At 72.3% G+C, this 23,323-nt stretch carries 18 protein-coding genes and 3 tRNA genes; 12 read left to right on the top strand and 9 right to left on the bottom strand.

Features of this window, described 5'->3' with window-relative positions; translation table 11 throughout:
• The first annotated feature begins 26 nt into the window (after nucleotides 1-26).
• The 5 genes from WJM95_RS15435 (at nucleotide 27) to WJM95_RS15415 (ending at nucleotide 9,399) form a co-directional block, all read left to right on the top strand.
• Nucleotides 27-2,369: a DNA polymerase III subunit gamma and tau gene (locus WJM95_RS15435; RefSeq protein WP_339130317.1), complete on the top strand. Its 2,343-nt coding sequence runs from the start codon at nucleotides 27-29 to the stop codon at nucleotides 2,367-2,369.
• A 788-nt stretch (nucleotides 2,370-3,157) separates the two neighbouring features.
• Nucleotides 3,158-4,411, top strand: a complete 1,254-nt coding sequence (purD, locus tag WJM95_RS15430; protein ID WP_339130316.1) for a phosphoribosylamine--glycine ligase — start codon at nucleotides 3,158-3,160, stop codon at nucleotides 4,409-4,411.
• A 367-nt stretch (nucleotides 4,412-4,778) separates the two neighbouring features.
• Nucleotides 4,779-6,617 carry a hypothetical protein gene (locus tag WJM95_RS15425; RefSeq protein WP_339135578.1) on the top strand — a complete coding sequence of 613 codons (1,839 nt, stop codon included), beginning with the start codon at nucleotides 4,779-4,781 and terminating at the stop codon, nucleotides 6,615-6,617.
• Nucleotides 6,618-6,836: 219 nt separating this feature from the next.
• On the top strand, nucleotides 6,837-8,366 hold the full coding sequence (locus WJM95_RS15420) for a N,N-dimethylformamidase beta subunit family domain-containing protein (protein ID WP_339130315.1): 1,530 nt from the start codon (nucleotides 6,837-6,839) through the stop codon (nucleotides 8,364-8,366).
• A gap of 133 nt (nucleotides 8,367-8,499) precedes the next feature.
• Entirely contained in the window at nucleotides 8,500-9,399 is a 900-nt protein-coding gene (locus WJM95_RS15415) for a phosphoribosylaminoimidazolesuccinocarboxamide synthase (protein WP_339130314.1), read from the top strand.
• Nucleotides 9,400-9,506: 107 nt separating this feature from the next.
• Here WJM95_RS15415 and WJM95_RS15410 read toward each other — a convergent pair.
• The 8 genes from WJM95_RS15410 to WJM95_RS15375 form a co-directional block, all read right to left on the bottom strand.
• Nucleotides 9,507-9,579, bottom strand: a tRNA-Gly gene (locus WJM95_RS15410).
• A 22-nt stretch (nucleotides 9,580-9,601) separates the two neighbouring features.
• The gene (locus WJM95_RS15405; RefSeq protein WP_339130313.1) at nucleotides 9,602-10,246 is read right to left on the bottom strand and encodes a response regulator transcription factor; all 645 of its coding nucleotides are present in this window, start codon (nucleotides 10,244-10,246) and stop codon (nucleotides 9,602-9,604) included.
• Nucleotides 10,243-11,562, bottom strand: coding sequence for a sensor histidine kinase (locus tag WJM95_RS15400; protein WP_339135576.1), 1,320 nt, complete (start codon nucleotides 11,560-11,562; stop codon nucleotides 10,243-10,245). The genes WJM95_RS15405 and WJM95_RS15400 overlap by 4 nt, the downstream gene beginning before the upstream one ends.
• Nucleotides 11,563-11,582: 20 nt before the next feature.
• Nucleotides 11,583-12,386: an ABC transporter permease gene (locus WJM95_RS15395; protein ID WP_339130312.1), complete on the bottom strand. Its 804-nt coding sequence runs from the start codon at nucleotides 12,384-12,386 to the stop codon at nucleotides 11,583-11,585.
• Nucleotides 12,383-13,390, bottom strand: a complete 1,008-nt coding sequence (locus tag WJM95_RS15390) for an ABC transporter ATP-binding protein (protein WP_339130311.1) — start codon at nucleotides 13,388-13,390, stop codon at nucleotides 12,383-12,385. Before WJM95_RS15390 ends, WJM95_RS15395 begins: the two co-directional genes overlap by 4 nt.
• A 171-nt stretch (nucleotides 13,391-13,561) precedes the next feature.
• A tRNA-Gly gene (locus WJM95_RS15385) sits at nucleotides 13,562-13,634 on the bottom strand.
• A gap of 77 nt (nucleotides 13,635-13,711) precedes the next feature.
• Nucleotides 13,712-13,783, bottom strand: a tRNA-Gly gene (locus tag WJM95_RS15380).
• Between the two features lie 143 nt (nucleotides 13,784-13,926).
• A complete protein-coding gene (locus WJM95_RS15375) occupies nucleotides 13,927-14,244 on the bottom strand; it encodes an Lsr2 family protein (RefSeq protein ID WP_339130310.1) in 318 nt (105 codons plus the stop codon).
• Nucleotides 14,245-14,605: 361 nt separating this feature from the next.
• On the opposite strand from WJM95_RS15375, the gene purS reads away from it, so the two are divergent.
• The 7 genes from purS to purM all read left to right on the top strand — a co-directional run bounded on the left by purS (nucleotide 14,606) and on the right by purM (nucleotide 22,842).
• Nucleotides 14,606-14,869, top strand: a complete 264-nt coding sequence (gene purS / locus WJM95_RS15370; RefSeq protein ID WP_005482678.1) for a phosphoribosylformylglycinamidine synthase subunit PurS — start codon at nucleotides 14,606-14,608, stop codon at nucleotides 14,867-14,869.
• Nucleotides 14,866-15,546 carry a phosphoribosylformylglycinamidine synthase subunit PurQ gene (gene purQ / locus WJM95_RS15365; RefSeq protein ID WP_339130309.1) on the top strand — a complete coding sequence of 227 codons (681 nt, stop codon included), beginning with the start codon at nucleotides 14,866-14,868 and terminating at the stop codon, nucleotides 15,544-15,546. The genes purS and purQ overlap by 4 nt, the downstream gene beginning before the upstream one ends.
• Nucleotides 15,543-17,816, top strand: a complete 2,274-nt coding sequence (gene purL / locus WJM95_RS15360; RefSeq protein ID WP_339130308.1) for a phosphoribosylformylglycinamidine synthase subunit PurL — start codon at nucleotides 15,543-15,545, stop codon at nucleotides 17,814-17,816. Before purQ ends, purL begins: the two co-directional genes overlap by 4 nt.
• 127 nt (nucleotides 17,817-17,943) lie before the next feature.
• A complete protein-coding gene (locus tag WJM95_RS15355; RefSeq protein ID WP_339130307.1) occupies nucleotides 17,944-18,738 on the top strand; it encodes a sterol carrier family protein in 795 nt (264 codons plus the stop codon).
• A gap of 581 nt (nucleotides 18,739-19,319) precedes the next feature.
• Complete coding sequence (locus tag WJM95_RS15350; RefSeq protein ID WP_339130306.1) at nucleotides 19,320-20,111, top strand: META domain-containing protein; 792 nt, start codon at nucleotides 19,320-19,322, stop codon at nucleotides 20,109-20,111.
• Between the two features lie 62 nt (nucleotides 20,112-20,173).
• The gene (gene purF / locus WJM95_RS15345; protein ID WP_339130305.1) at nucleotides 20,174-21,700 is read left to right on the top strand and encodes an amidophosphoribosyltransferase; all 1,527 of its coding nucleotides are present in this window, start codon (nucleotides 20,174-20,176) and stop codon (nucleotides 21,698-21,700) included.
• Nucleotides 21,701-21,741: 41 nt separating this feature from the next.
• The gene (purM, locus tag WJM95_RS15340; RefSeq protein WP_339130304.1) at nucleotides 21,742-22,842 is read left to right on the top strand and encodes a phosphoribosylformylglycinamidine cyclo-ligase; all 1,101 of its coding nucleotides are present in this window, start codon (nucleotides 21,742-21,744) and stop codon (nucleotides 22,840-22,842) included.
• Between the two features lie 200 nt (nucleotides 22,843-23,042).
• Here purM and WJM95_RS15335 read toward each other — a convergent pair whose 3' ends face one another.
• A complete protein-coding gene (locus WJM95_RS15335) occupies nucleotides 23,043-23,297 on the bottom strand; it encodes a DUF3073 domain-containing protein (protein ID WP_037615441.1) in 255 nt (84 codons plus the stop codon).
• Nucleotides 23,298-23,323 lie beyond the last annotated feature (26 nt).

The raw sequence follows: 23,323 nt of genomic DNA, 5'->3' as shown, positions 1-23,323 counted from the left end.
CAGTGGGCGCCTATAACCTCGTAGACGTGTCGTCTCTCGCGCTGTACCGCCGCTATCGCCCGGAGTCGTTCGCCGAGGTCATCGGGCAGGAGCATGTCACCGACCCGTTGTCCCAGGCGCTGCGGAACAACCGGGTCAATCACGCGTACCTGTTCAGCGGTCCGCGCGGGTGCGGCAAGACGACGAGCGCGCGCATCCTGGCCCGCTGTCTGAACTGCGAGCAGGGCCCCACCCCGACCCCGTGCGGCCAGTGCCAGTCCTGTCAGGACCTCTCCCGCGGCGGCCGGGGCTCCATCGACGTCATCGAGATCGACGCCGCTTCGCACGGTGGTGTGGACGACGCCCGTGACCTGCGGGAAAAGGCCTTCTTCGGCCCCGCGAGCAGCCGCTACAAGATCTACATCATCGACGAGGCCCACATGGTCACGTCGGCCGGATTCAACGCGCTGCTCAAGGTCGTCGAGGAGCCCCCGGAGCATCTGAAGTTCATCTTCGCCACGACCGAGCCCGAGAAGGTCATCGGGACGATCCGGTCGCGGACCCACCACTACCCCTTCCGGCTGGTGCCGCCCGGCACCCTGCGCGAATACCTGGGCGAGGTCTGCGGCCAGGAGGGGATCCCGGTCGCCGAGGGCGTGCTGCCGCTCGTCGTGAGGGCGGGCGCGGGGTCCGTGCGTGACTCCATGTCCGTGATGGACCAGCTGCTGGCGGGCGCCGCCGACGACGGTGTGACGTACGCCATGGCGACCTCGCTGCTCGGGTACACGGACGGCTCCCTGCTGGACGCCGTCGTCGAGGCCTTCGCTGCGGGGGACGGCGCCGCCGCCTTCGAAGTGGTGGACACCGTCATCGAGGGCGGCAACGACCCGCGCCGCTTCGTCGCCGACCTGCTGGAGCGGCTGCGGGACCTGGTGATCCTGGCGGCCGTCCCGGACGCGGCGGAGAAGGGGCTCATCGACGCCCCGGTCGACGTCGTGGAGCGGATGCAGGCCCAGGCCGCGGTCTTCGGCGCCGCCGAGCTGAGCCGTGCCGCCGACCTGGTCAACGAGGGCCTCACGGAGATGCGCGGAGCCACCTCGCCCCGCCTCCAGCTCGAACTGATCTGCGCGCGTGTGCTGCTGCCCGCCGCCTACCGGGACGAGCGGTCCGTCATGGCCCGCCTCGACCGCATCGAGCGCGGCGTGAACTTCTCCGGTGGCGGAGCCGCCCCCGCCATGGGCTACGTGCCCGGACCCGAGGCGCGCGGAGCGGCACCGGTTCCGCAGGCCGCGCCCGCGGCCGCCCCGGTTCCGCCGGTCGCCCCCGGGGGAGGTCTCGCGGCCGCCCGTGCCGCGGCCAGGGGCGCAGGGCCGGGCCCCGGTCAGGCGGGTTCCGCCGAGAGCGCCGGCGCCGTGCCGCCCGGTGTGGCCCCGGGGGAGCCTGTTCCGGCCGTTCCCGTCACCCCCGCCGCGTCCTTCACCGCCCCCGCTCCGACGGCCGCGCCCGCGCCCGCGCCGGCGGCGCACGAGCAGCCCACGGCTCCGGCAGGTGCCCCCACGGGGGCCGCGCCCGGCGCCTGGCCCACCACCACGGCGGCCGGCAGCGGCCGACGCCCCGGTGGCTGGCCCACGGCGGCCCCGGCGGGCGGTGGCCGGCCTCCGGCACAGTCCGCGCCCGCGCCCGCACCCGCGCCCGCCGGCACCCCGGCCCCCCAGGCCGCCCCGGCGGCTCCCGGAGCGCCCCAGGCGGCCGCTCCGGCCCCGGGCGGCATCGACCCCCGCGTGCTGTGGCCGAACATCCTGGAGGCGGTGAAGAACCGCCGCCGGTTCACCTGGATCCTGCTCAGCCAGAACGCGCAGGTCACGGCCTTCGACGGGACGACCCTCCAGATCGGGTTCGTCAACGCCGGAGCGCGGGACAACTTCGCCGGCAGCGGCAGCGAGGACGTGCTGCGGCAGGCGCTCGCGGAGCAGTTCAACGTGCACTGGAAGGTCGAGGCGATCGTCGACGCCTCGGGCGGCTCGGCACCGCCCGCCCCGACCGGCGGCTTCGGCGGTGGCGGCGGTTACGGCGGCGGTGGCTACGGAGGCGGTGGCGCCGGCGGTTATGGCGGGGCCCCGGCCGGCCAGCGCCCCGCGCCCCAGCAGCCGTCCGCCCCCGCTCCCGGCACCTCGGCCCCGCAGGCCGGCCCGTCCGCGGCCCGTCCCCAGGCCCAGGCGATGTCCGCGCCCGCACAGGCAGCCCCGGCGTACGAGCCGCCCCCGGTCGCCCCGGAGGACGACACCCCCGAGGACGACGACCCCGACCTGGACGAGTCCGCGCTCTCGGGCCACGAACTGATCGTCCGCGAACTCGGCGCCACGGTGGTCGAGGAATTCACGAACGAATGAGCGCCGCCATCCCGAACCAGACCTGAGGCCCGCCCTGGCCCGGTTCACCGGACATCGCCGGAGTCCGGGTTTCCGGCCGACACACATGCCCGGCCTCCAGGCCACCGCCCGTGCTCGGCCTCCGGGAACGGACCAGGGTCGGGCCCCGACCCCGGCCGGACACCGCCCGGGGCCGGGCTCCGTGCACGGACCAAGATCGGGCCCCGAACCCGGCCTGGCCCCGGCCGGACACCGCCCGGCGCCGGGCTCCGAACCCGGCCTGACCCCGACCCCGGCCTGACCCCGACCTGACCCCGACCGAGCCCCGCCCGGGGCCAGACTCCGGGAATCCTCCGTGCCCGGCCACGGACAGGACCGGCGACCACCGGGCTCGGTTTCGCCGGACCCCACCCGGCCCAGGGCTCCGGGAACGCTTCGCGCCCCGCCACGGACAGGACCGTCGACCGGCTTTCGGGCGGTCCAGGGCCCTGTTCCGGTCCGGCAGGACACACGTCCCCGAGGCGAGGCTCCGGGGGCGCTGCGGGCCCCGCCGCGGACGGGGCCGGCGACCGGCTTCGGACAGTGCGCGAGGCCCCGCCCCGAGGCCCTGCTCCCTCGCGGGTGCCCGGCGGGCCCGAGGGCTGCGGATCATGGGCGCGGGTGCCATCGGACCGGACCACTCCCCGCGCCGGGGACCCCGCCGGGCCCCCTGCCGGGACTCGTTTTCGGAGGATCGCACCAGTGTCGTACCCCCGTCGCTTCGGAAGCCCCCACAAGGGCACCCGTGCGCGGCGGCTAGGCTGACCCCCGTGAAGGTCCTTGTCATCGGTGGTGGCGCCCGCGAACACGCCCTGTGCCGCTCCCTGTCCCTCGACCCCGACGTCACCGCCCTGCACTGCGCTCCCGGCAACGCCGGGATCGCGGAGGTGGCGGAGCCGCACGCGGTCGACGCCCTCGACGGCTCCGCCGTGGCCGCGCTGGCCACGGAGCTCGGCGCCGAACTGGTGATCGTGGGCCCGGAGGCCCCGCTGGTCGCCGGTGTCGCCGACGCGGTGCGCGCCGCGGGCATCCCCTGCTTCGGCCCCTCGAAGGAGGCCGCGCAGCTGGAGGGCTCCAAGGCGTTCGCGAAGGACGTGATGGCGGGTGCCGGCGTCCCCACGGCACGCTCGTACGTCTGCGCGACGCCCGAGGAGGTCGAGGAGGCGCTCGACGCGTTCGGCGCGCCGTACGTCGTGAAGGACGACGGGCTTGCGGCCGGCAAGGGCGTCGTCGTGACCGACGACCTGGAGACGGCGCGGGCGCACGCGAACGCCTGCGACCGCGTCGTCATCGAGGAGTTCCTCGACGGCCCCGAGGTCTCCCTCTTCGCGATCACCGACGGCACGACCGTCGTCCCGCTCCAGCCCGCCCAGGACTTCAAGCGCGCGCTGGACGGCGACGAGGGCCCGAACACCGGTGGCATGGGCGCGTACTCGCCGCTGCCGTGGGCGGACCCGAAGCTCGTCGAGGAGGTCATGGAGACCGTCCTCCAGCCGACCGTCGACGAACTGCGCCGCCGCGGCACCCCGTTCTCCGGGCTCCTGTACGCCGGTCTGGCGATCACCAGCCGCGGTGTGCGGGTCATCGAGTTCAACGCCCGCTTCGGCGACCCCGAGACGCAGGTCGTCCTCGCCCGCCTGAGGACCCCGCTGGCCGGCGTCCTGCTGGCGTCCGCGAACGGCACCCTCGCCGATCTGGAGCCGCTGCGCTGGAGCGACGAGGCGGCGGTCACCGTCGTCGTGGCCTCGCACAACTACCCGGACACCCCGCGCACCGGCGACCCGATCACCGGGCTCGACGAGGTGGCCGCGAAGGACGCCCCGCACGCGTACGTCCTGCACGCCGGCACCCGGCACGAGGGCGGCGCGGTGGTGAGCGCGGGCGGCCGTGTGCTGTCCGTCACAGCGATCGGATCCGGCCTCACCGAGGCCCGCGAGCGCGCCTACGCGGCCGTCGCTCGCATCGGCCTGGACGGCTCACAGCACCGCACCGACATCGCGGCGAAGGCGGCGGCCGAGGCGTAGCCCACCGCCCCCGCACAGCAGCGCCGAGCCCCGGACTCCGTACGGAATCCGGGGCTTTGTCTGTTGCGTCCTGGCCCCTCCAGCTGCGGGTTTCTGTACGGAACCGGAAGCGTGTCCGGGAGTCGCCGTCACCCACCTTTCCCCAGAGCCATTCCATCGGGTGACCGATGCCGTATCCGGCTGACGAGGGCCGGGGCCCCAACTAGGGTGCGGCGAAAGCATTCCGGCACTTGGCCCACCGGCATTGCGATGTCGGCGGCGGGTGCCACAGTGGGGGAGTGACCAACGCCAGGGCATCCGTCGGCGCCGGCAGCGACAAGGCCGGGGCACGGCGGACAAGAGGGGGTGACGTCCGGTCGTGACCGGTATGGGTGTTGAGGTGGGCGCGCAGGCAGCGCGCTCCCGGGCTCTCGCCGTGCTGCGGGTCCGCAGCAGGGCGCTGGCCGTCGCCCTGCTGCCCGCGGCCGTGGCCGTCGTGCTGCTCGTCGGGGCCGCCACCGGCCGTGTGACCGGCAGGCCCTGGGGGATCGCGGGGTGGATCGTGACGGTCCTCGCCGTCCTCGTCCTGCTCGCGGCGGCGGGCGTCGCGCTCGTCGTGGCCCGTGCCCGGCCCGCGATGAGCCCCACCGTCCCGATCCCCGAGGCTTCGGCCCCCGATCTCTACCGCATGGTCCGTGACCTGGCCGATCGCCTGGACGTCCCGGCTCCCTCCGCGATAGCGCTCACCCCGGACTGCGACAGCTGGCTGGAGGACCGCACCCACCGGGCGCACGGCCGGTTCTCCCCGGGCGGAAGGGGCGAGCCGGACGGCGGGCGCCGCGATCCGGCAGGAAGCGGCCCTGTGACCGCGCTGACCGACCGCGCGGCCCGGGTCAACGACGCCCCCGTCCTCGTCATCGGCTCCCCCTTCCTGTGGTGGATGCGGGTCGGCGAGCTGCGGGCGGTCCTCGCCCCCGTGGTCGCCGGTACGGGCCCGTCCGCGCACCCGGACATAGCCGCGGCCCGCCGCTTCGTCCGGGGCCTGGACGCGGCCGTCGCCGTGGCCTCGGCACCGGGCCGCGGCCCGCTGCCCCGCACGGTCCTGGCCGGAGTCGGCCGGATCACCCGCATCCTGCTGCGCGGCTGCCGGGACCACGCCGCCCAGATGGAGCGGGCCGTGGCGTCCGCGGCGGCCGAGCGCGCCCAGGCCGTGGACTACGGCGTGCGGATCGTCGCCCAGGAGCAGGTGGGCCTCGCGTACGCCGGCTGGGACCGGCTGCTGACCCGGGTCGCGCTGCCCGCCTGGCGGATGGGCCGCTGGCCCTCCCGGCTGGACGTGGGTGTCGTCGCCGCCCTGACCGAGCTGTCCCGCCGCGACCGCCTCGCCGAGGGCTTCACCTCAAGGCTCGGCGAACGCCCCGCCTGCGACCTGCTCGAAGAGCCCGGCACGGTGGACGAGGCCGCCTCGCTGCTCGCCGCCCGGCTCTTCCACGGCGGCCCCGCGGAGTCGGGACCCGACTGGGCGCCGGTCGACTGGCAGGACTATCCGGACGAGGTCGTCGACCGGAAGTGGCGCACCGACGCCGCCCGGCTCCACCGGGTCCTGGACGCGCTCGGCGTACGTCATCCCGCCGACCCCGCGCTGCCCGAGGCCGACGGACCGACCCTGGCTCGTGTGCTCGACCACCTGTCCGCGCCGCGCGAAGCCACGCCCGCCCCGGATCCCGGCCCGGTGGGCTCCCTCGCCGAGCACCGCACGGAGGCGTACGGGGAGATGGGGATCTCCGAGAGCGACGATCCCGACCTCGCCGTGGGGAACGAACGGTCGGCGGCCCTCGCGGCCCGGCTCACCGCGGAACTGGCCCGCGAGGAGGCGTCCGCTCCGGCGCGGCCCGGACCCGCCGGGAGCACCGGGCAGCAGGACCCCGACCACGACCTCTGGGACGACCGGATGCTTCCGCTGTTCCCCCTCCAGCCGCCGAGGACCGGCCGGGAGCTGCTGGCCGACCACGTCACGGCGATGGTGTGCTGCGCGGCGATGGACACCGCGGGCGCGGTTCCCGGACTCGACTGGCTGGACGGTCCTTCCCTCCTGGTCGGCGGTGAACGGGCCGCCGACATCGGGCCCCGCGTCCTGACCCTCATAGAGACCGGGGATTCCACGCCCCTGCGGGACTGGCTCCGCCATCTCGGAGTCCGCCCGGAGAAACCGGTCCGCCTGGTCTGACGGCGGTCCGTCCGCGGGCCGCCCCACCGTCCCCGTTCCCGGCCCTTCGTCCACCCCACGGTTCGCAGGGGTCACGGCCCAGGTGGAGTCAGCCGTTCCACTCACGCCAATTCGCGACGAACGGTGACGGACTGCGTGCGTAATGTGATGTGCTGGGACCGATCGAGCACAGCGCAAGGGCTTGCCAGTACGACGGGGGCACGAGGGAGGGGTGCGGGCATGGGATCGGAGCAGATCCGCCGCTGGGAGTCGGGAGCACTCGCGCACGCCGTCACGGATCCCTTCGGCCTGGGACCCGTTCCCTGGCTGCGCGGCAGCGAGACCTATTTCGACGACACCGGGCACGTCGTCCCCTGGTACCTGGACACCGACACGCCCCAGGCGCCCCAGCCGGCGTCCGGGGCCTCGCGGATCCCGGCCCCGCGCTCCACCTCGGGCACGCGTGCGCGCACGGGCCCCGGCGGACCCCGCTCCGCCGACGACGTCCACCGCCAGATCAAGGGCTTCACCAGCACGGGTGCCGCCGCTCCCGGCGAGTCCATCGACTTCCACGTCACGGTCGACCCGCCGCAGGAGTTCAGCGTCGACATCTACCGCATCGGCCACTACGGCGGGGACGGCGCCAGCAAGATCACGACGAGCCCCCGGCTCTCCGGGATCGTCCAGCCGCCGCCGCTCACCGCCGACCGCACGGTCTCCTGCCACCACTGGTGGCTGTCCTGGCGCCTCCAGATCCCGTCCTACTGGAGCGTCGGCGCCTATGTCGCCGTCCTCACCACCCTCGACGGCTACCGCTCGCACGTCCCCTTCACCGTCCGCAATCGCCAGACGGCCGACCTGCTCCTGCTGCTTCCGGACATCACCTGGCAGGCGTACAACCTGTATCCGGAGGACGGCCACACCGGTGCCAGCCTCTATCACGCGTGGGACGAGAACGGCCGGCTCCTCGGCGAGGCCGACGCGGCCACGACCGTCTCCTTCGACCGCCCGTACGCGGGCGCGGGACTGCCCCTGCACGTGGGCCACGCCTACGACTTCATCCGCTGGGCCGAGCGGTACGGCTACGACCTCGCCTACGCCGACGCGCGCGATCTGCACGCCGGCCGCGTCGACCCCACCCGGTACCGCGGCCTGGTCTTCCCGGGCCACGACGAGTACTGGTCGCCGCAGATGCGCCGCACCACGGAACTCGCCCGCGAGCACGGCACCTCGCTGGTCTTCCTCTCCGCCAACACCATGTACTGGCAGGTGGAGCTGGGGCCGTCCCCGTCGGGTGTCCCCGACCGGCTGCTGACCTGCCGCAAGCGCCGGGGTCCTGGAAAGCCCGTTCTGTGGCGGGAGATCGACCGCCCGGAGCAGCAGCTCATCGGCATCCAGTACGCCGGGCGCGTCCCCGAGCCGCACCCGCTGATCGTCCGCAACGCCGACCACTGGCTGTGGGAGGCGACCGGGGCGCACGACGGCGACGAGGTGGAGGGCATGGTCGCCGGTGAGGCGGACCGTTACTTCCCGCGCACGCCACTGCCCGAGCACCAGGACCGGATCCTGCTCGCGCACTCCCCGTACCCGGACAGCGAGGGCGTCCCGCGCCATCAGGAGACCTCGCTCTACCGCGCCCCGTCCGGCGCCCTGGTCTTCGCGTCCGGGACGTTCGCGTGGTCCCCGGCCCTCGACCGCCCCGGCCACGTGGACCCCCGTATCCAGCGGGCGACCGCCAATCTCCTCGACCGCATCTGCAAACACGACTGACGAAACACCGCCGGGCGCCCGCGGCACACCCGTGCCGCGGGGCGCCCGCGCCCGCCCGGGACGCCCCGTGTCCACAGCCGCTCGTCCCGTACGGGAGAATCGAGCCACTTGTACAGAACCACGGGGAGGAACCGTGTCCGGATTCGTCGAAAAGCCCGAGCCCCTCCAGGTGCCGGGTCTGGTACATCTGCACACCGGCAAGGTGCGCGATCTGTACCAGAACGAGGCGGGCGACCTCGTGATGGTCGCCAGCGACCGCATCTCCGCCTACGACTGGGTTCTCCCCACCGAGATCCCCGACAAGGGCCGCACGCTCACCCAGCTCTCGCTGTGGTGGTTCGACCAGCTCTCCGAGCTGGCGCCCCACCACGTGCTGAGCACCGAACTCCCGCCGGGCGCCCCGGCCGACTGGGCCGGCCGCACCCTGATCTGCAAGTCCCTGCGGATGGTCCCGGTCGAGTGCGTCGCCCGCGGCTATCTGACCGGCTCGGGCCTCGCCGAGTACGAGGAGTCCCGCACGGTCTGCGGACTCGCGCTCCCCGAGGGTCTCGTCGACGGCTCGGAGCTCCCCTCGCCGATCTTCACTCCTGCCACCAAGGCCGCGGTCGGGGAGCACGACGAGAACGTCTCGTACGAGGAGGTCGTCCGCCAGGTCGGCGCCGACACCGCGGCCGAACTGCGCCGGGCGACCCTCGCGGTCTACGGCCGGGCCCGTGACATCGCCCGCGACCGGGGCATCATCCTCGCGGACACCAAGTTCGAGTTCGGCTACGACGGCGACACGCTGGTCCTCGCCGACGAGGTGCTGACCCCGGACTCCTCGCGCTTCTGGCCCGCCGACGTCTGGGAGCCGGGCCACGCGCAGCCGTCCTTCGACAAGCAGTACGTCCGCGACTGGCTGACGTCCGCCGAGTCGGGCTGGGACCGCAGGAGCGAGACGCCGCCGCCCGCGCTGCCCGAGCGGATCGTGGAGGCCACCCGCGCCAAGTACATCGAGGCGTACGAGCGGCTGACGGGCGTCAGCTGGTCCTGACCGCGCGCACGGGCCCGGCCGCGCGCCGGGCCCGTCCGCCGTCCGCGCGGGGAGGACGTCACCGCACACGAAGAAGCCCCCGACCGGAGTCGGGGGCTTCTTTTCGGAGCGGACGACCAGGTTCGAACTGGCGACCTCAACCTTGGCAAGGTTGCGCTCTACCAACTGAGCTACGTCCGCATGCGCCGTGGCGCGAGAGCAACTATACCCAACCTCGCGCCCGTGCGAGACGCACTGCCGTGTGCCGGTTCTCCGCGCCCAGTTTGGACACGGCCGAGGAGAGATAGTTCCGGACCGTTCCCTGCGAGAGGGCGGCCCGCTCCGCGATCTCCGCCACGGGCGCGCCGTCGGCGGCGAATTCGAGCACCTCGGCCTCGCGCGCGGTCAGCGGGGAGTCCCCGGAGGAGATCGCGTCGGCGGCCAACTCCGGGTCCACGTAACGGTTTCCGGCGTGCACGGTACGGATGATCTCCGCGAGCCGTCGCGCACTGACCGTCTTCGGGACGAACCCCCGCACACCCGCCGCGAGCGCCCGCTTCAGATGCCCGGGGCGCCCGTGACTGGTCACGATCAGCACCTGGCAGCCCGGCAGTTCGGCCCGCAGGGATGTGGCCACGCTCACACCGTCCGCCCCCGGCATCTGAAGATCCAGCACGGCGACATCGGGCACGTGCGCCCTCGCCATCGCCAGCGCCTCGGGTCCGGTCGCCGCCTCGGCCACCACGACCAGGTCGTCCTCGAGACCGAGCAGCGCGGCCAGCGCGCCCCGGATCAGATGTTCGTCGTCGGCGAGCAGCAGCCTCACGGGCCCCGCGGCCCCGGATGCGCCGTCCTGTACGTCCGTCATGGCGTGACCTCCTTCACCTGGTGCGGAAGCGCCGGAGGCGCCCCCTCGGGCCCCCTGGTCGTGCGGCCGGGGACGGGAGTGCCGGCTCCCGTGCCCGAGGGCGGCCGCAGCGGTACCTCCGCCGTCAGCCGGAACGTCCCGTGGCTCACCTCGGCCCGCAGCACCCCGTCCACCTCCTCCAGCCGCTCGCGCAGTCCCATGAGCCCGCTCCCCCTCCCCGGTCCGGGGTCCGGCAGCGCGTCGCGCGGCACCCCGTCGTTCTCGACGATGAGCGTCACCCGGTCCCGCGCCGCCCGCAGCGACAGCGAGCACTTCCCGGCGTTCCCGTGCCGCAGCACGTTGGTGGTCGCCTCCCGTACGACCCAGCCGAGCGCCGACTGGATCCGCGGAGGCAGCCCGGCGGCGGTGCCGGTGACGGAGCAGTCGATCCCGGCGGCCGTCAACACGCCCTTGGCTCCGGCCAGTTCGTTGGTGAGATCGGCGTCGCGATAGCCCCGTACGACCTCGCGCACCTCTCGCTGGGACTCCCGCGCGATCCGCTGCACCTCGGTCATCTGGTCCACGGCCTCGGGCCGTCCCCGCCGGGCCAGCTGCACCGCGAGTTCGCTCTTGAGGGCGATCACCGCGAGATTGCGGCCCATCACGTCGTGCAGGTCGCGGCCGAAGCGCAGCCGCTCCTCGGCGACGGCGAGCCGGGCGCGGGTCTCGCGGGCCTCGTCGAGTTCGTAGACGGCGTCGAGCAGCCAGACGGAGAAGGCCGCGGTGAAGGCGAGGAAGCCGGCGGTGAGCAGCACCAGGACGGCGGTGACGAGCGCTGCGGGTGCGGGGAAACCGAGGGGGAGGGCGAGCGCTCCGGTGCCCGCGGAGGCGCCGAGCACGACGTACGTCATCCGGCGCCCGTCCCGGGTCCCGAGCGCGAGCGTGCCCGTGCCGAACGCCGTGGCGCCGACGAGCAGCGAGGAGGCGACCAGGAACGCGCCGTCGTCCGCCGGGTGCCAGGGGGCGCCGGACAGGAGGGTGCCCAGGACGACCACGCCGCAGGTGCTCACGGCCAGCGCGAGCAGGGTGCGCCGGGGCCGTTCCCGGGTGCCGCGCGTCCAGTCCAGCGCCCGTGAGGCGGTCGCCGCGCAGAACGCCGAGTGTCCGCTGACCAGCAGGAGCACCGCCCAGGCCCGGGCGGTCGGCAGGTTCCCGAACACGGGCAGCCCGATCGAGGCGGCTTCGAGGAGGGAGAAGACGTGGAAGGACCAGCGGGTGTACGTCTCGACCTTCGCCGGTGTGCTCTTGCCCCGCCACCAGCCGGACGGCCTGCCCATGCCCACCCCCGTGTCCGTGGTCATCGCCGCGGCTCCCAGCGGAACCACCGTCGTACAGCAAACACCGCGATCACGGTCCAGGCCACCGCCGTGACGAGGGCGCCGACGGTGTCGTGGGCGGAGAGGTGCCCGGTCCAGCCGCCGCGGATCAGGGTGATCACCGGGGTGAGCGGCAGCAGTTCGCAGAACGGGGCCACGCCGTCCGGCAGCAGCTCCAGGGGGATCAGGGCCCCCGAGGCGACCAGCGACACCAGGGTCAGGGGTGTGGCGGCCACCTGGGCGCCCTCCACGCTCCTGCTGATGCTCGCGGTGACGGCGGCGAGCGCCGGCCAGGTGACGAACGCGGACAGCAGCCCCAGCAGGACGAGTTCGGGGCGCGCGGGCATCCCGACGCCGAGGGTCGCGCGGTAGGCGACCGTCAGGATCAGGCACTGGGCGAGGCCGATCGCCACCGAGGGCAGCGCGGCGCCCGCGAGGATCTCCAGGTCCCGCAGCTCCCCGGTGCGCAGCCGTTTGAGGACGAGTTCCTCGCGGCGCGCCGTGTACACGCTGACCAGGGAGCCGTAGACGGCGAAGAGGAGGGCGAAGCCGAAGGAGGAGGGGAGCAGGACGGAGCCGACGGTGAGTCCGGTGCCCTTCAGGCGCATCGAGGCGACGGCCGAGCGGAGCGTGAGCGGCATGACCAGCGGTACGAACACCGCCGCGGCGAGGGTCGCCCTGGTGCGGCCCAGCAGGGTGAGTTCGGCGCGTGCCAGGGCTCGCGTGCGGCCGGCGGCTGTGGTCCTCGCCGTTCCGGCGCCGGTGGTGACCGCTGTTCCGTTCATGCCGCCGTTCCCCTCGTGCGTGCCTTCCGCGTCTTCGCGGTCTGCGTCGGTGCGTCCGTGCTGTGTGCCACCGCGTCCCGCGAGATCCGCAGGAAGGCCTCCTCCAGGGAGGCCGAGCGCACGTCGAGCCCCCGCAGCTCGACGCGCGCCCGCTCGGCCCACACGAGCAGGGCGGTGGCGGTGCGCTGGAGGTCGCCGGTGCGCAGCCGGATCCTGCGGCCCGCCGTCTCGTGGCCGCTCACGCCGAGTTCCGGCAGCGGCGGCAGGTCGCCGGGGAAGTACCCGTCGGGCAGCTCGAAGGAGACGTGGGAGGGCTGGGAGGCGGTCACCTCGGCGGGGGTGCCGACGGTCGCGACCCGTCCTTCGTGCAGGATCGCCAGCCGGTCGGCGAGCGACTCGGCCTCTTCCAGGTAGTGGGTGGTCAGCAGGACCGTGGTGCCGCCGTCGCGGAGTTCGCGGACCAACTCCCAGGTGCTGCGGCGGCCTTCCACGTCGAGTCCGGTGGTGGGCTCGTCGAGGAAGAGGACCTCGGGGTCGCCGAGCAGCGCGAGCGCCAGGTCCAGGCGCCGCTTCTCGCCGCCCGACAGCTGCTTCACGCGGACGCCGGAGCGGTGCGCGAGTCCGGCCCGGTCCAGCACCTGATCGGCGGGCCGGGCGCCGCTGGTGCACCCCGCCCACATCCGCGCGGTCTCGGCGACGGTCAGCTCGGACGGGAAGCCGCCTTCCTGGAGCATCACGCCGATCCGGGGCCGTACGGCGGCGCGTTCGGTGTACGGATCGTGCCCGAGGACCCGTACGCGCCCGCCCGTCGCGGGAGCCAGACCCTCGATCAGTTCGACGGTGGAGGTCTTGCCCGCGCCGTTGGTGCCGAGAAGGGCGAAGATCTCACCGCGGCCCACGGAGAAGGTGACTCCGCGGACAGCCTCGAATTCCCTTCCGCCGCCCCCGTACACACGCCGCAGATCAGTGACCTCGATCACGTGGTCGCGCTCGTTCGTGTTCATGGGATCAGCGTCGGCGCGGACGGGGCCCGACAGCAGTGCGCGGTGTCATCACTCGGCATGACAAATGTCAGAAGCCCTCGGCATCCCGCCGGGAGAACACCGGTGGATACGGGGTTACGCGAGGGGATACGAGAAAGGCCCCGGTCGATGACCGGGGCCTTTACTTCGCTGAGCGGACGACCAGGTTCGAACTGGCGACCTCAACCTTGGCAAGGTTGCGCTCTACCAACTGAGCTACGTCCGCATTGCCTCCGACCGGCTTCCACCGATCGGCGCGAGCACCACCCTACCTGATCGACAAGCGATCGGTGGACGATGCAGAGCGGGTGACAGGAATTGCACACTGCGCCTTCCCCCTGGAAGGGGGATGTTCTGCTACTGAACTACACCCGCACGACCTTCGGGTTCCGGCCTTTCGGCCTGGCCCCTCGGCGTGTTCCAGACTCTAGCTGATCAGGCGGGGGTCAGCGCAAGTCGGTTGTTCCGGGGGCCGCGGAAGGCCGCGCGGCTCCGGGACGCGGGGCCCTGGGGCGGGCTCAGTGCGCCTCGGCGAACGCCTCGTAGACCTTCTTGGGGATCCGGCCGCGCGGCGGCACGTCCATCTTGTTGGAGCGGGCCCAGGCGCGGACCGCGGCGGGATCGGGCGTCAGCGCCGTGTGCGTGTACGCCTTCCCGGACTTCGACCGCTTGCGGCCGGCCTCGACGTACGGCTCGAGCGCCTTCCGCAGTTCCTCGGCATTGGTGGGATTGAGGTCGATCTCGTACGACTTGCCGTCGAGTCCGAAGGCGATCGTCTCCGCCGCTTCCGAGCCGTCGATGTCGTCAAAGAGAGTGACCACGACACGCTGCGCCACGAATATCGGTCCCTTCGTGCGACACCTCTGCGATCAACGGCCATGACGTGCGCTGACGTCAGGGAGTTGTCGGGGAGATGTCGACTGTCCGGCTGTTATTGAGCAAAGTATCGGCTATTGCCAATTCATTTGTACAGTGCCCGGCATTGCATTGTGAAGCCCGACTAAAACCCTCCGCGTGTCCGTCGGCAATGGTGTCCTGCCGTTCTTCTGCGGTTTTTCCCAGGATTTTCCGTGCATGCCCCCGTGCCGATGCGCGATCGTGATGGCGGTCACGTAGGATTCTACGAATCTACGCGAGTAGAAATTTCGTACGGGTAGTCTGAAGGGACCTGCTCAGCACCACACACCGGGAGTGCCAGTGGCACGCGTCGTAGTCGACGTCATGCTCAAGCCGGAGATCCTCGACCCCCAGGGCCAGGCGGTGCAGCGTGCACTGCCGCGCCTCGGTTTCGAAGGTGTCTCCGACGTCCGTCAGGGAAAGCGATTCGAACTGGAAGTGGACGGACCGGTGGACGACGCCGCGCTCGCCCGCATCCACGAACTGGCGGAATCCTTCCTCGCCAACACCGTGATCGAGGACTTCACCGTCAAGGTCGAGGAAGTCGCGGAGGCCGGAAAGTGACCGCTCGTATTGGAGTCGTCACCTTTCCCGGCAGCCTGGACGACCGCGACACCCAGCGCGCGATCCGGCTCGCGGGCGCGGAACCCGTAGCCCTCTGGCACAAGGACAAGGACCTCAAGCAGGTCGACGCCGTCGTGCTGCCCGGCGGTTTCTCCTACGGCGACTATCTCCGGGCCGGCGCCATCTCGCGCTTCTCTCCGGTGATGGAGACGCTCATCGAGCAGGCGAAGTCCGGAATGCCGGTTCTCGGCATCTGCAACGGCTTCCAGGTCCTCACCGAGGCGCACCTCCTGCCCGGCGCGATGCTCGGCAACAACCACCTCCACTTCATCTGCCGCGACCAGAAGCTGCGGGTGGAGAACGCGGGGACCGCCTGGACCGCCGACTACACGGCCGGCCAGGAGATCCACATCCCGCTGAAGAACATGGACGGGCGCTACGTCGCCGACGAGCACACGCTCGACATGCTGGAGGCGGAGGGCCGGGTCGCGTTCCGCTACGTGGACGTCAACCCGAACGGCTCGCTGCGGGACATCGCCGGCATCACGAACGAGGCCGGGAACGTCGTCGGTCTCATGCCGCACCCCGAGCACGCCGTCGAGCCGCTCGTCGGCTCCGGCCGCACCGACGGCCTCCCCTTCTTCACCTCGATCCTCAAGAAGCTGGTCAACGCATGAGCCGCACGCCTCTGGACACGGTCGAGAACGCGGCCGCGACCCCCGACGTCGAGCTGCCCTGGGCCGAACTGGGCCTGAAGAAGGACGAGTACGAGCGGGTCGTCGAGATCCTCGGCCGCCGGCCCACCGGCGCCGAGCTCGCCATGTACTCCGTCATGTGGTCCGAGCACTGCTCGTACAAGTCCTCGAAGGTCCACCTCCGCCAGTTCGGCGAGAAGGCCCCGCAGTCGGACGCCCTCCTCGTCGGCATCGGCGAGAACGCCGGTGTCGTCGACGTCGGCCAGGGCTACGCGGTCACCTTCAAGGTCGAGTCGCACAACCACCCGTCGTACGTCGAGCCCTACCAGGGCGCGGCCACCGGCGTCGGCGGCATCGTGCGCGACATCATCGCCATGGGCGCCCGCCCGGTGGCGGTCGTGGACCCGCTGCGCTTCGGCGCGGCCGACCACCCCGACACCAAGCGCGTCCTGCCCGGCGTCGTCGCCGGCATCGGCGGCTACGGCAACTGCCTGGGCCTGCCGAACATCGGCGGCGAGGTCGTCTTCGACGCCTGCTACCAGGGCAACCCGCTGGTCAACGCCGGTGCCATCGGCGTCATGCGGCACGAGGACATCCACCTCGCGAAGGCGTCCGGCACCGGCAACAAGGTCATCCTGTACGGGGCCCGCACGGGCGGCGACGGCATCGGCGGCGCGTCGATCCTCGCCTCGGAGACCTTCGACGACGCCAAGCCGTCGAAGCGTCCCGCCGTCCAGGTCGGCGACCCCTTCCAGGAGAAGCTCCTCATCGAGTGCACCCTGGAGGCCTTCGCCGAGAAGCTGGTCGTCGGCATCCAGGACCTCGGCGCGGCCGGACTGTCCTGCGCCACCAGCGAACTCGCCTCCAACGGCTCCGGCGGCATGCGGGTCACCCTGGACGACGTACCGCTGCGCGACTCCACGCTCTCGCCCGAGGAGATCCTCATGAGCGAGTCGCAGGAACGCATGTGCGCGGTCGTCGAGCCGGAGAAGGTCGACCGGTTCCTGGAGATCTGCGACAAGTGGGACGTCATCGCCACCGTCATCGGTGAGGTCACCGACGGCGACCGTCTGGAGATCTTCTGGCACGGCGGCAAGATCGTCGACGTCGACCCGCGCACGGTCGCGCACGACGGCCCGGTCTACGAGCGTCCCTATGCCCGTCCGGAGTGGCAGGACGCGCTCCAGGCCGACGACGCCGGCAAGCTGCCCCGCCCGGCGACCGGCGACGAGCTGAAGGACCAGGTCCTCAAGCTGGTCTCCTCGCCGAACCAGGCCTCCAAGTCCTGGATCACCTCCCAGTACGACCACTTCGTGCAGGGCAACACGGTGCTGGCGCAGCCCGAGGACTCGGGCATGATCCGCATCGACGAGGAGACCGGGCTCGGCGTCGCCATCGCGACCGACGGCAACGGCCGTTACGCCAAGCTCGACCCGTACACGGGCGCGCAGCTGGCCCTGGCCGAGGCCTACCGCAACGTCGCGACGACCGGTGCCAAGCCGCTCGCCGTGTCCGACTGCCTGAACTTCGGCTCGCCCGAGGACCCGGCCGTCATGTGGCAGTTCGCCGAGGCGATCCGCGGTCTGGCCGACGCCTGCCAGCAGCTCGGCACCCCGGTGACCGGCGGCAACGTCTCGCTGTACAACCAGACCGGCGAGGTGGCCATCCACCCGACCCCGGTCGTGGCCGTGCTGGGCGTCATCGACGACGTCGCCCGCCGCACCCCGGTCGCCTTCCAGGAAGAGGGCCAGCTCCTCTACCTGCTCGGTGACACCCGCGAGGAGTTCGGCGGTTCGGCCTGGTCCCAGGTCGTCCACGACCACCTGGGCGGTCTGCCGCCGAAGGTCGACCTGGAGCGCGAGCGGCTGCTCGCCGACATCCTCATCTCGGCGTCCCGCGACGGCATGGTCGACTCCGCGCACGACCTGTCCGACGGCGGTCTCGTCCAGGCCGTGGTCGAGTCGGCTCTGCTCGGCGGCAAGGGCGCGCGGCTCGTCGTGCCCGACGGTCTCGACGCGTTCACCTTCCTGTTCTCGGAGTCGGCGGGCCGCGCGGTCGTCGCCGTCCCGCGTTCGGAGGAGCTCCGCTTCAACGACATGTGCGGTGCCAGGGGTCTGCCCGTCACCCGCATCGGTGTCGTCGACGGCACCGAGGCCGAGGCCGCCGTGGTCGAGGTCCAGGGCGAGTTCGCGCTCACCCTGGCCGAGCTGCGCACGGCCCACGAGGGCACGATCCCGGCGCTGCTGGCGTAACGCGCCCGTCCCGTCCGGCCCGGAGAAGGCCCCGCCCGTCGCGACGGGCGGGGCCTTCTCCGGCGTTCGTCGCACCATCACGCCGGAGCGGCCCGTTCCTCCGGGCCCCAAAGACTAGGCTCGCCGTATGACCACAGCCCGGAAGCGCGCGCGGACGTACGACCCGGCCCGGATCCGTGCGGCGGTGCTCGCGCAGTTCGGGAACGTACGGGAGGGTGTACGCGCCCTGAGCGCCGAGCAGTTGGCGCTGCCCGCCGGGCTCGGGGACTGGACCGTAAGGGAGTTGGCCGCCCACCTCACGATGGGCGTCGACGCGGTGAGCGGGCAGCTCGCTCTGCCCGCGCCCGCCGTGAAGGAACTCGGGCTGCTGGACTGGCCGTTCGGGACCGCCTCCCGCGCCGGGGACATCGCCGACGGCACCCGCGCGCTCGCTTCGGACAACCCCGACCTCGACGCGCTGTACGCCGCCGCCGAGGCGCGGATCACCGAGCGTCTCGCGGGCGCCCCCGACGACCGGCTGCTCGGCGTGCCCGCCGGGGCGATGACCCTCGCCGACTACCTCGTCACGCGCACGGTCGAGCTCGTCGTCCACACCGACGACCTCAACCGCGCCGCCGGCGTCGACATCCCCTTCGACCGCCAGGCCCTCGCCGCCTGCACCCGGCTGCTCGCCGACGCGCTCGCCGTGAAGGCGCCCGGCGCCTCGACCGAGGTCAGGATCCCGCCGTACGCCGTCGTGCAGTGCGTGGAGGGGCCCCGGCACACCCGCGGCACCCCGCCGAACGTCGTCGAGACGGATCCGCTGACCTGGATCCGGCTCGCCACGGGACGCACGGAGTGGAAGGCGGCGCTGGACGAGGCGAAGGTCAGCGCGAGCGGCGAACGCGCCGACCTCGGCCCCCTGCTCCCCCTGATGGGCTAGCCCCCCGCACCGGGCCGGGGGCTCCCCACCCCCGCTCCTCCGGAGGCCCCGCCCGTCCACGCGGGCGGGGCTCCGGAGGCCCTGCCCGTCCACGCGGGTGCCCCTCCGGAGGCCCCGCCCGTCCACGCGGACCAGGTCCCTGGCTGCCCCGGCGAGGACCTGACCGCCGACCGCCCCGCGCGGATCCGGCCCCTGGCCGCCCTGCGTGGATCCGGACCCCGGTCACCCCTGCGTGAACCCGGTCCCAGGCCACTCTGCGTGGATCCGGCTTCCGGCCGCCCCTGTGCGGATCCGGTCCGTGGCCCCCTGTGCGGATCCGGCTTCCGGTCACCCCTGCGCCGACCGGTCCCTGGCAGCCCTGCGCGGATCCGGTCCCTGGCAGCCCTGCGCGGACCCGGTCCCGGGCCGCCCTGCGCGGATCCGGTCCCGGGCCGCCCCGTGCGGATCCGGCCCCCGGTCACCCCTGCGCGAACCCGGTCTCCGGTCACCCCTGCGGGGACCCGGGCTGTCCCGCCCCCCGGGGACCCGGGCTCTCCCGCCCCCCCCGGGAACCGGTCTCCCGTTCCTCCCGTCACACCGGCATGGACAAGCAGCGAACGACCCTCGGAGTCCTGACCCTGCTGCCCCTCGCCGCCGCGTGCGGTGCCCAGACCGCGGGGAACGGATCCACCCGTACGGAGCCGGCGCCGCTGACCGGCGTGCACTGGACGGTCGACAGCCTCACCCTGGGCGGCACGACCACGCGGGCGCCCTCGGGGGCGTATCTGCGGATCGGTGACGACGGCCGCGTCAGCGGCAACCTCGGCTGCAACGGGTTCGGCTCGAAGGCCACCTTCACGGGTGACCGGGTCGCCTTCGGCGAGCTCCGGACGACGGACATGGCCTGCGAGAAGGGCCCGATGAGCTTCGAGCGGAGCCTGGGCCGGGCCTTCGCGGACAAGGGCCCGTTCACCGCGAAGGCCGCCGGCGGCCGGCTGACCCTCACCGCGGGCGCCGGCGACCGGATCAACCTCACCGAGGAGAAGGACGCACCCCTGCGGGGAACGAAGTGGAAGGTCACGGCACTGGGTGACACCGACGTCTCCCAGCCGCTCCCGAAGGGGACGGACGCCTACCTCGTCCTGCGCGAGGACGGCACCCTCGACGGCCGGCTCGGCTGCAACCATGTGTCGGGCCGCGCCACCGTGAGCGACGGACATATCACCCTCAGCCGGGCCAGGACCACCCGCATGATGTGCCAAGACTCACTCATGAGGACCGAGAAGACGCTGCTCGGACTCTTCGACAGCAAGATCACCTATCGGTTGGATCATCGCGGGATCGCGCTGACCAGCACGAACGGCACCGTCGTCAGCGCGGTGGCCGACGAGTGACCCCCTGAGGGCCGCGAATCCCCAATTCGGACCAGTGGTCGATCTCGCCTACACTCGGTGCCGTGCCACGTGGTGACGGTCGACTCAATCATGATCTGCTCCCCGGTGAGAAAGGCCCCCAGGACGCTTGCGGCGTCTTCGGTGTCTGGGCTCCGGGCGAAGAGGTCGCCAAGCTCACTTACTTCGGGCTCTACGCCCTCCAGCATCGGGGTCAGGAATCCGCGGGAATCGCGGTCAGCAACGGCTCCCAGATCCTCGTCTTCAAGGACATGGGCCTCGTGTCCCAGGTCTTCGACGAGACCTCGCTCGGTTCGCTCCAGGGTCATATCGCGGTCGGTCACGCCCGCTACTCGACCACCGGCGCCTCCGTGTGGGAGAACGCCCAGCCGACGTTCCGTGCGACCGCGCACGGTTCCATCGCGCTCGGCCACAACGGCAACCTGGTCAACACGGCGCAGCTTGCCGAGATGGTCGCGGATCTGCCCAAGCAGGAAGGCCGCACCACCCGTGTGGCGGCCACCAACGACACCGACCTGCTCACCGCGCTCCTCGCGGCCCAGGTCGACGACGACGGCAAGCCGCTGACCATAGAAGAGGCTTCCGCCAGGATCCTGCCCCAGGTCAAGGGCGCCTTCTCGCTCGTGTTCATGAACGAGCACACCCTCTACGCCGCCCGTGACCCGCAGGGCATCCGCCCGCTGGTCCTCGGCCGCCTGGAGCGCGGCTGGGTGGTGGCCTCCGAGTCCGCGGCCCTCGACATCTGCGGCGCCAGCTATGTGCGCGAGATCGAGCCGGGCGAGTTCGTCGCGATCGACGAGAACGGTCTGCGGACCTCGCGATTCGCGGAAGCGAAGCCCAAGGGCTGTGTCTTCGAGTACGTCTACCTGGCCCGTCCCGACACGGACATCGCCGGCCGGAACGTGTACCTCTCGCGCGTCGAGATGGGCCGCAAACTCGCCAAGGAAGCCCCTGTCGAGGCCGATCTGGTGATAGCGACCCCGGAGTCCGGGACGCCCGCCGCGATCGGTTACGCGGAGGCCTCCGGCATCCCGTTCGGCGCCGGACTGGTCAAGAACGCCTATGTCGGCCGGACCTTCATCCAGCCCTCGCAGACGATCCGCCAGCTCGGAATCCGCCTGAAGCTGAATCCGCTCAAGGAAGTCATCAAGGGCAAGCGCCTGGTCGTCGTCGACGACTCGATCGTGCGCGGCAACACCCAGCGCGCCCTGGTGCGGATGCTCCGCGAGGCCGGCGCGGCGGAGGTCCACATTCGGATCTCCTCCCCGCCCGTGAAGTGGCCCTGCTTCTTCGGCATCGACTTCGCGACCCGCGCCGAGCTGATCGCGAACGGCATGACGATCGAGGAGATCGGCACCTCGCTCGGCGCCGACTCGCTCTCGTACATCTCGCTGGACGGGATGATCGAGGCCACGACGATCGACAAGCCGAATCTGTGCCGCGCCTGCTTCGACGGCGAGTACCCGATGGAGCTTCCCGACCCCGAACTGCTCGGCAAGCAGCTCCTGGAGACCGAGCTGGCCGCGGGTCCCGCAGCCACGGCCGCGGCTGACGCCATCCGTCGCCCGTAGCGCCGCAGAGCCCCGTTTCACCAACCGAAAGATCCCAGGCAATGTCTGCTGTACCTGATCAGTCGACTTCGTCGACGGGCAGTGCTTCCGGCGCGTCCTACGCGGCTGCCGGCGTCGACATCGAGGCCGGCGACCGCGCCGTGGAGCTGATGAAGGAGTGGGTGAAGAAGACGCAGCGCCCCGAGGTCCTCGGCGGCCTCGGCGGCTTCGCCGGCCTCTTCGACGCCTCCGCCCTCAAGCGCTTCGAGCGTCCGCTGCTCGCCTCCGCCACCGACGGTGTGGGCACCAAGGTCGACATCGCCCGCCAGCTGGGCGTGTACGACACCATCGGCCACGACCTCGTCGCGATGGTCATGGACGACATCGTGGTGTGCGGCGCCGAGCCGCTCTTCATGACCGACTACATCTGCGTGGGCAAGGTCCACCCGGAGCGGGTCGCGGCCATCGTGAAGGGCATCGCCGAGGGCTGTGTCCTCGCGGGCTGCGCCCTGGTGGGCGGCGAGACGGCCGAACACCCCGGTCTGCTCGGTCCGGACGACTTCGACGTGGCGGGCGCCGGTACCGGCGTGGTCGAGGCCGACGAGCTGCTCGGCCCGGATCGCATCCGTACGGGTGACGCGGTGATCGCCATGGCGGCCTCCGGTCTTCACTCGAACGGGTACTCGCTCGTCCGGCACGTCCTCTTCGACCGGGCGAACCTGCGCCTGGACCAGCACGTCGAGGAGTTCGGCCGCACGCTCGGCGAGGAGCTCCTGGAGCCCACCAAGATCTACTCGCTGGACTGCCTGACGCTGACGAAGAGCACCCGGGTGCACGCCTTCAGCCACATCACCGGCGGCGGTCTCGCGGCCAACCTGGCGCGGGTGATCCCCGACGGTCTGCACGCCGTGGTGGACCGCGGGACCTGGACCCCGGCACCGGTCTTCGACCTGGTCGGCAGGACCGGCGGAGTCGAGCGCCTGGAGCTGGAGAAGACGCTGAACATGGGCGTCGGCATGATGGCGATCGTGCCCGAGGAGTCCGCCGAGGTCGCCCTGGCCGTCCTCGCGGACCGCGGGGTGGACGCCTGGGTCGCCGGTGAGATCACCGAGCGCGGGGACCGTACGACGGGCGCCGAGCTCGTCGGCGACTACGCGAGCTGAAGCAGGGAACGGGAGCCGAGGCCGGCGGTCACGCCGGCCGAGGCTCCCGGAGCAGCACGAAACCCGGTCCGGCGCTGAGGCCCCGGACCGGGTGAAGTGCAGTCGCTACGAGAAAACCGCCAGGCGGGATCTGCCAGAAACCCACGCCAGGAGATCCGCCACCCGAAGAGATCGCGGAAACTGCGAGGGACGCTGTTGCGTCAAGCGCCGCGACGTTGTGACTGGGGACCGGACTGGTCGTCCTCGTCCTCGTCGTCGTCGTTGTAGAGATCCGCGTACTGTGCGTACGGGTCGTCTTCCTCGTCGTCGTCCTCGAACGGCTCGCCATTCGGCGGCTGGCTCGAAGTCGAAGCGCCCAGCTCATTGGCCAGACGCGAGAGGTCAGTCCCGCCGCTGCTGTACTTCAGCTGGCGGGCGACCTTCGTCTGCTTGGCCTTTGCCCGGCCGCGCCCCATGGCTCGACCCCCTCGGATACGGGGCT

The organism is Streptomyces sp. f51 (assembly GCF_037940415.1).
Classification (GTDB): domain Bacteria; phylum Actinomycetota; class Actinomycetes; order Streptomycetales; family Streptomycetaceae; genus Streptomyces.
Note: the sequence above shows the minus strand (reverse complement) of the source record. Positions and strands in the feature narration are given on the sequence as shown.

Coding starts and splice junctions, on each gene's coding strand:
- WJM95_RS15335 (WP_037615441.1), bottom strand. CDS start 23,297: ATGGGGCGCGGCCGGGCAAAGGCCAAGCAGACGAAGGTCGCCCGCCAG.
- WJM95_RS15420 (WP_339130315.1), top strand. CDS start 6,837: ATGGGATCGGAGCAGATCCGCCGCTGGGAGTCGGGAGCACTCGCGCAC.
- purM (WP_339130304.1), top strand. CDS start 21,742: ATGTCTGCTGTACCTGATCAGTCGACTTCGTCGACGGGCAGTGCTTCC.
- WJM95_RS15425 (WP_339135578.1), top strand. CDS start 4,779: ATGGGTGTTGAGGTGGGCGCGCAGGCAGCGCGCTCCCGGGCTCTCGCC.
- WJM95_RS15405 (WP_339130313.1), bottom strand. CDS start 10,246: ATGACGGACGTACAGGACGGCGCATCCGGGGCCGCGGGGCCCGTGAGG.
- WJM95_RS15400 (WP_339135576.1), bottom strand. CDS start 11,562: ATGGGCAGGCCGTCCGGCTGGTGGCGGGGCAAGAGCACACCGGCGAAG.
- WJM95_RS15390 (WP_339130311.1), bottom strand. CDS start 13,390: ATGAACACGAACGAGCGCGACCACGTGATCGAGGTCACTGATCTGCGG.
- WJM95_RS15350 (WP_339130306.1), top strand. CDS start 19,320: ATGGACAAGCAGCGAACGACCCTCGGAGTCCTGACCCTGCTGCCCCTC.
- WJM95_RS15355 (WP_339130307.1), top strand. CDS start 17,944: ATGACCACAGCCCGGAAGCGCGCGCGGACGTACGACCCGGCCCGGATC.
- WJM95_RS15395 (WP_339130312.1), bottom strand. CDS start 12,386: ATGAACGGAACAGCGGTCACCACCGGCGCCGGAACGGCGAGGACCACA.
- purL (WP_339130308.1), top strand. CDS start 15,543: ATGAGCCGCACGCCTCTGGACACGGTCGAGAACGCGGCCGCGACCCCC.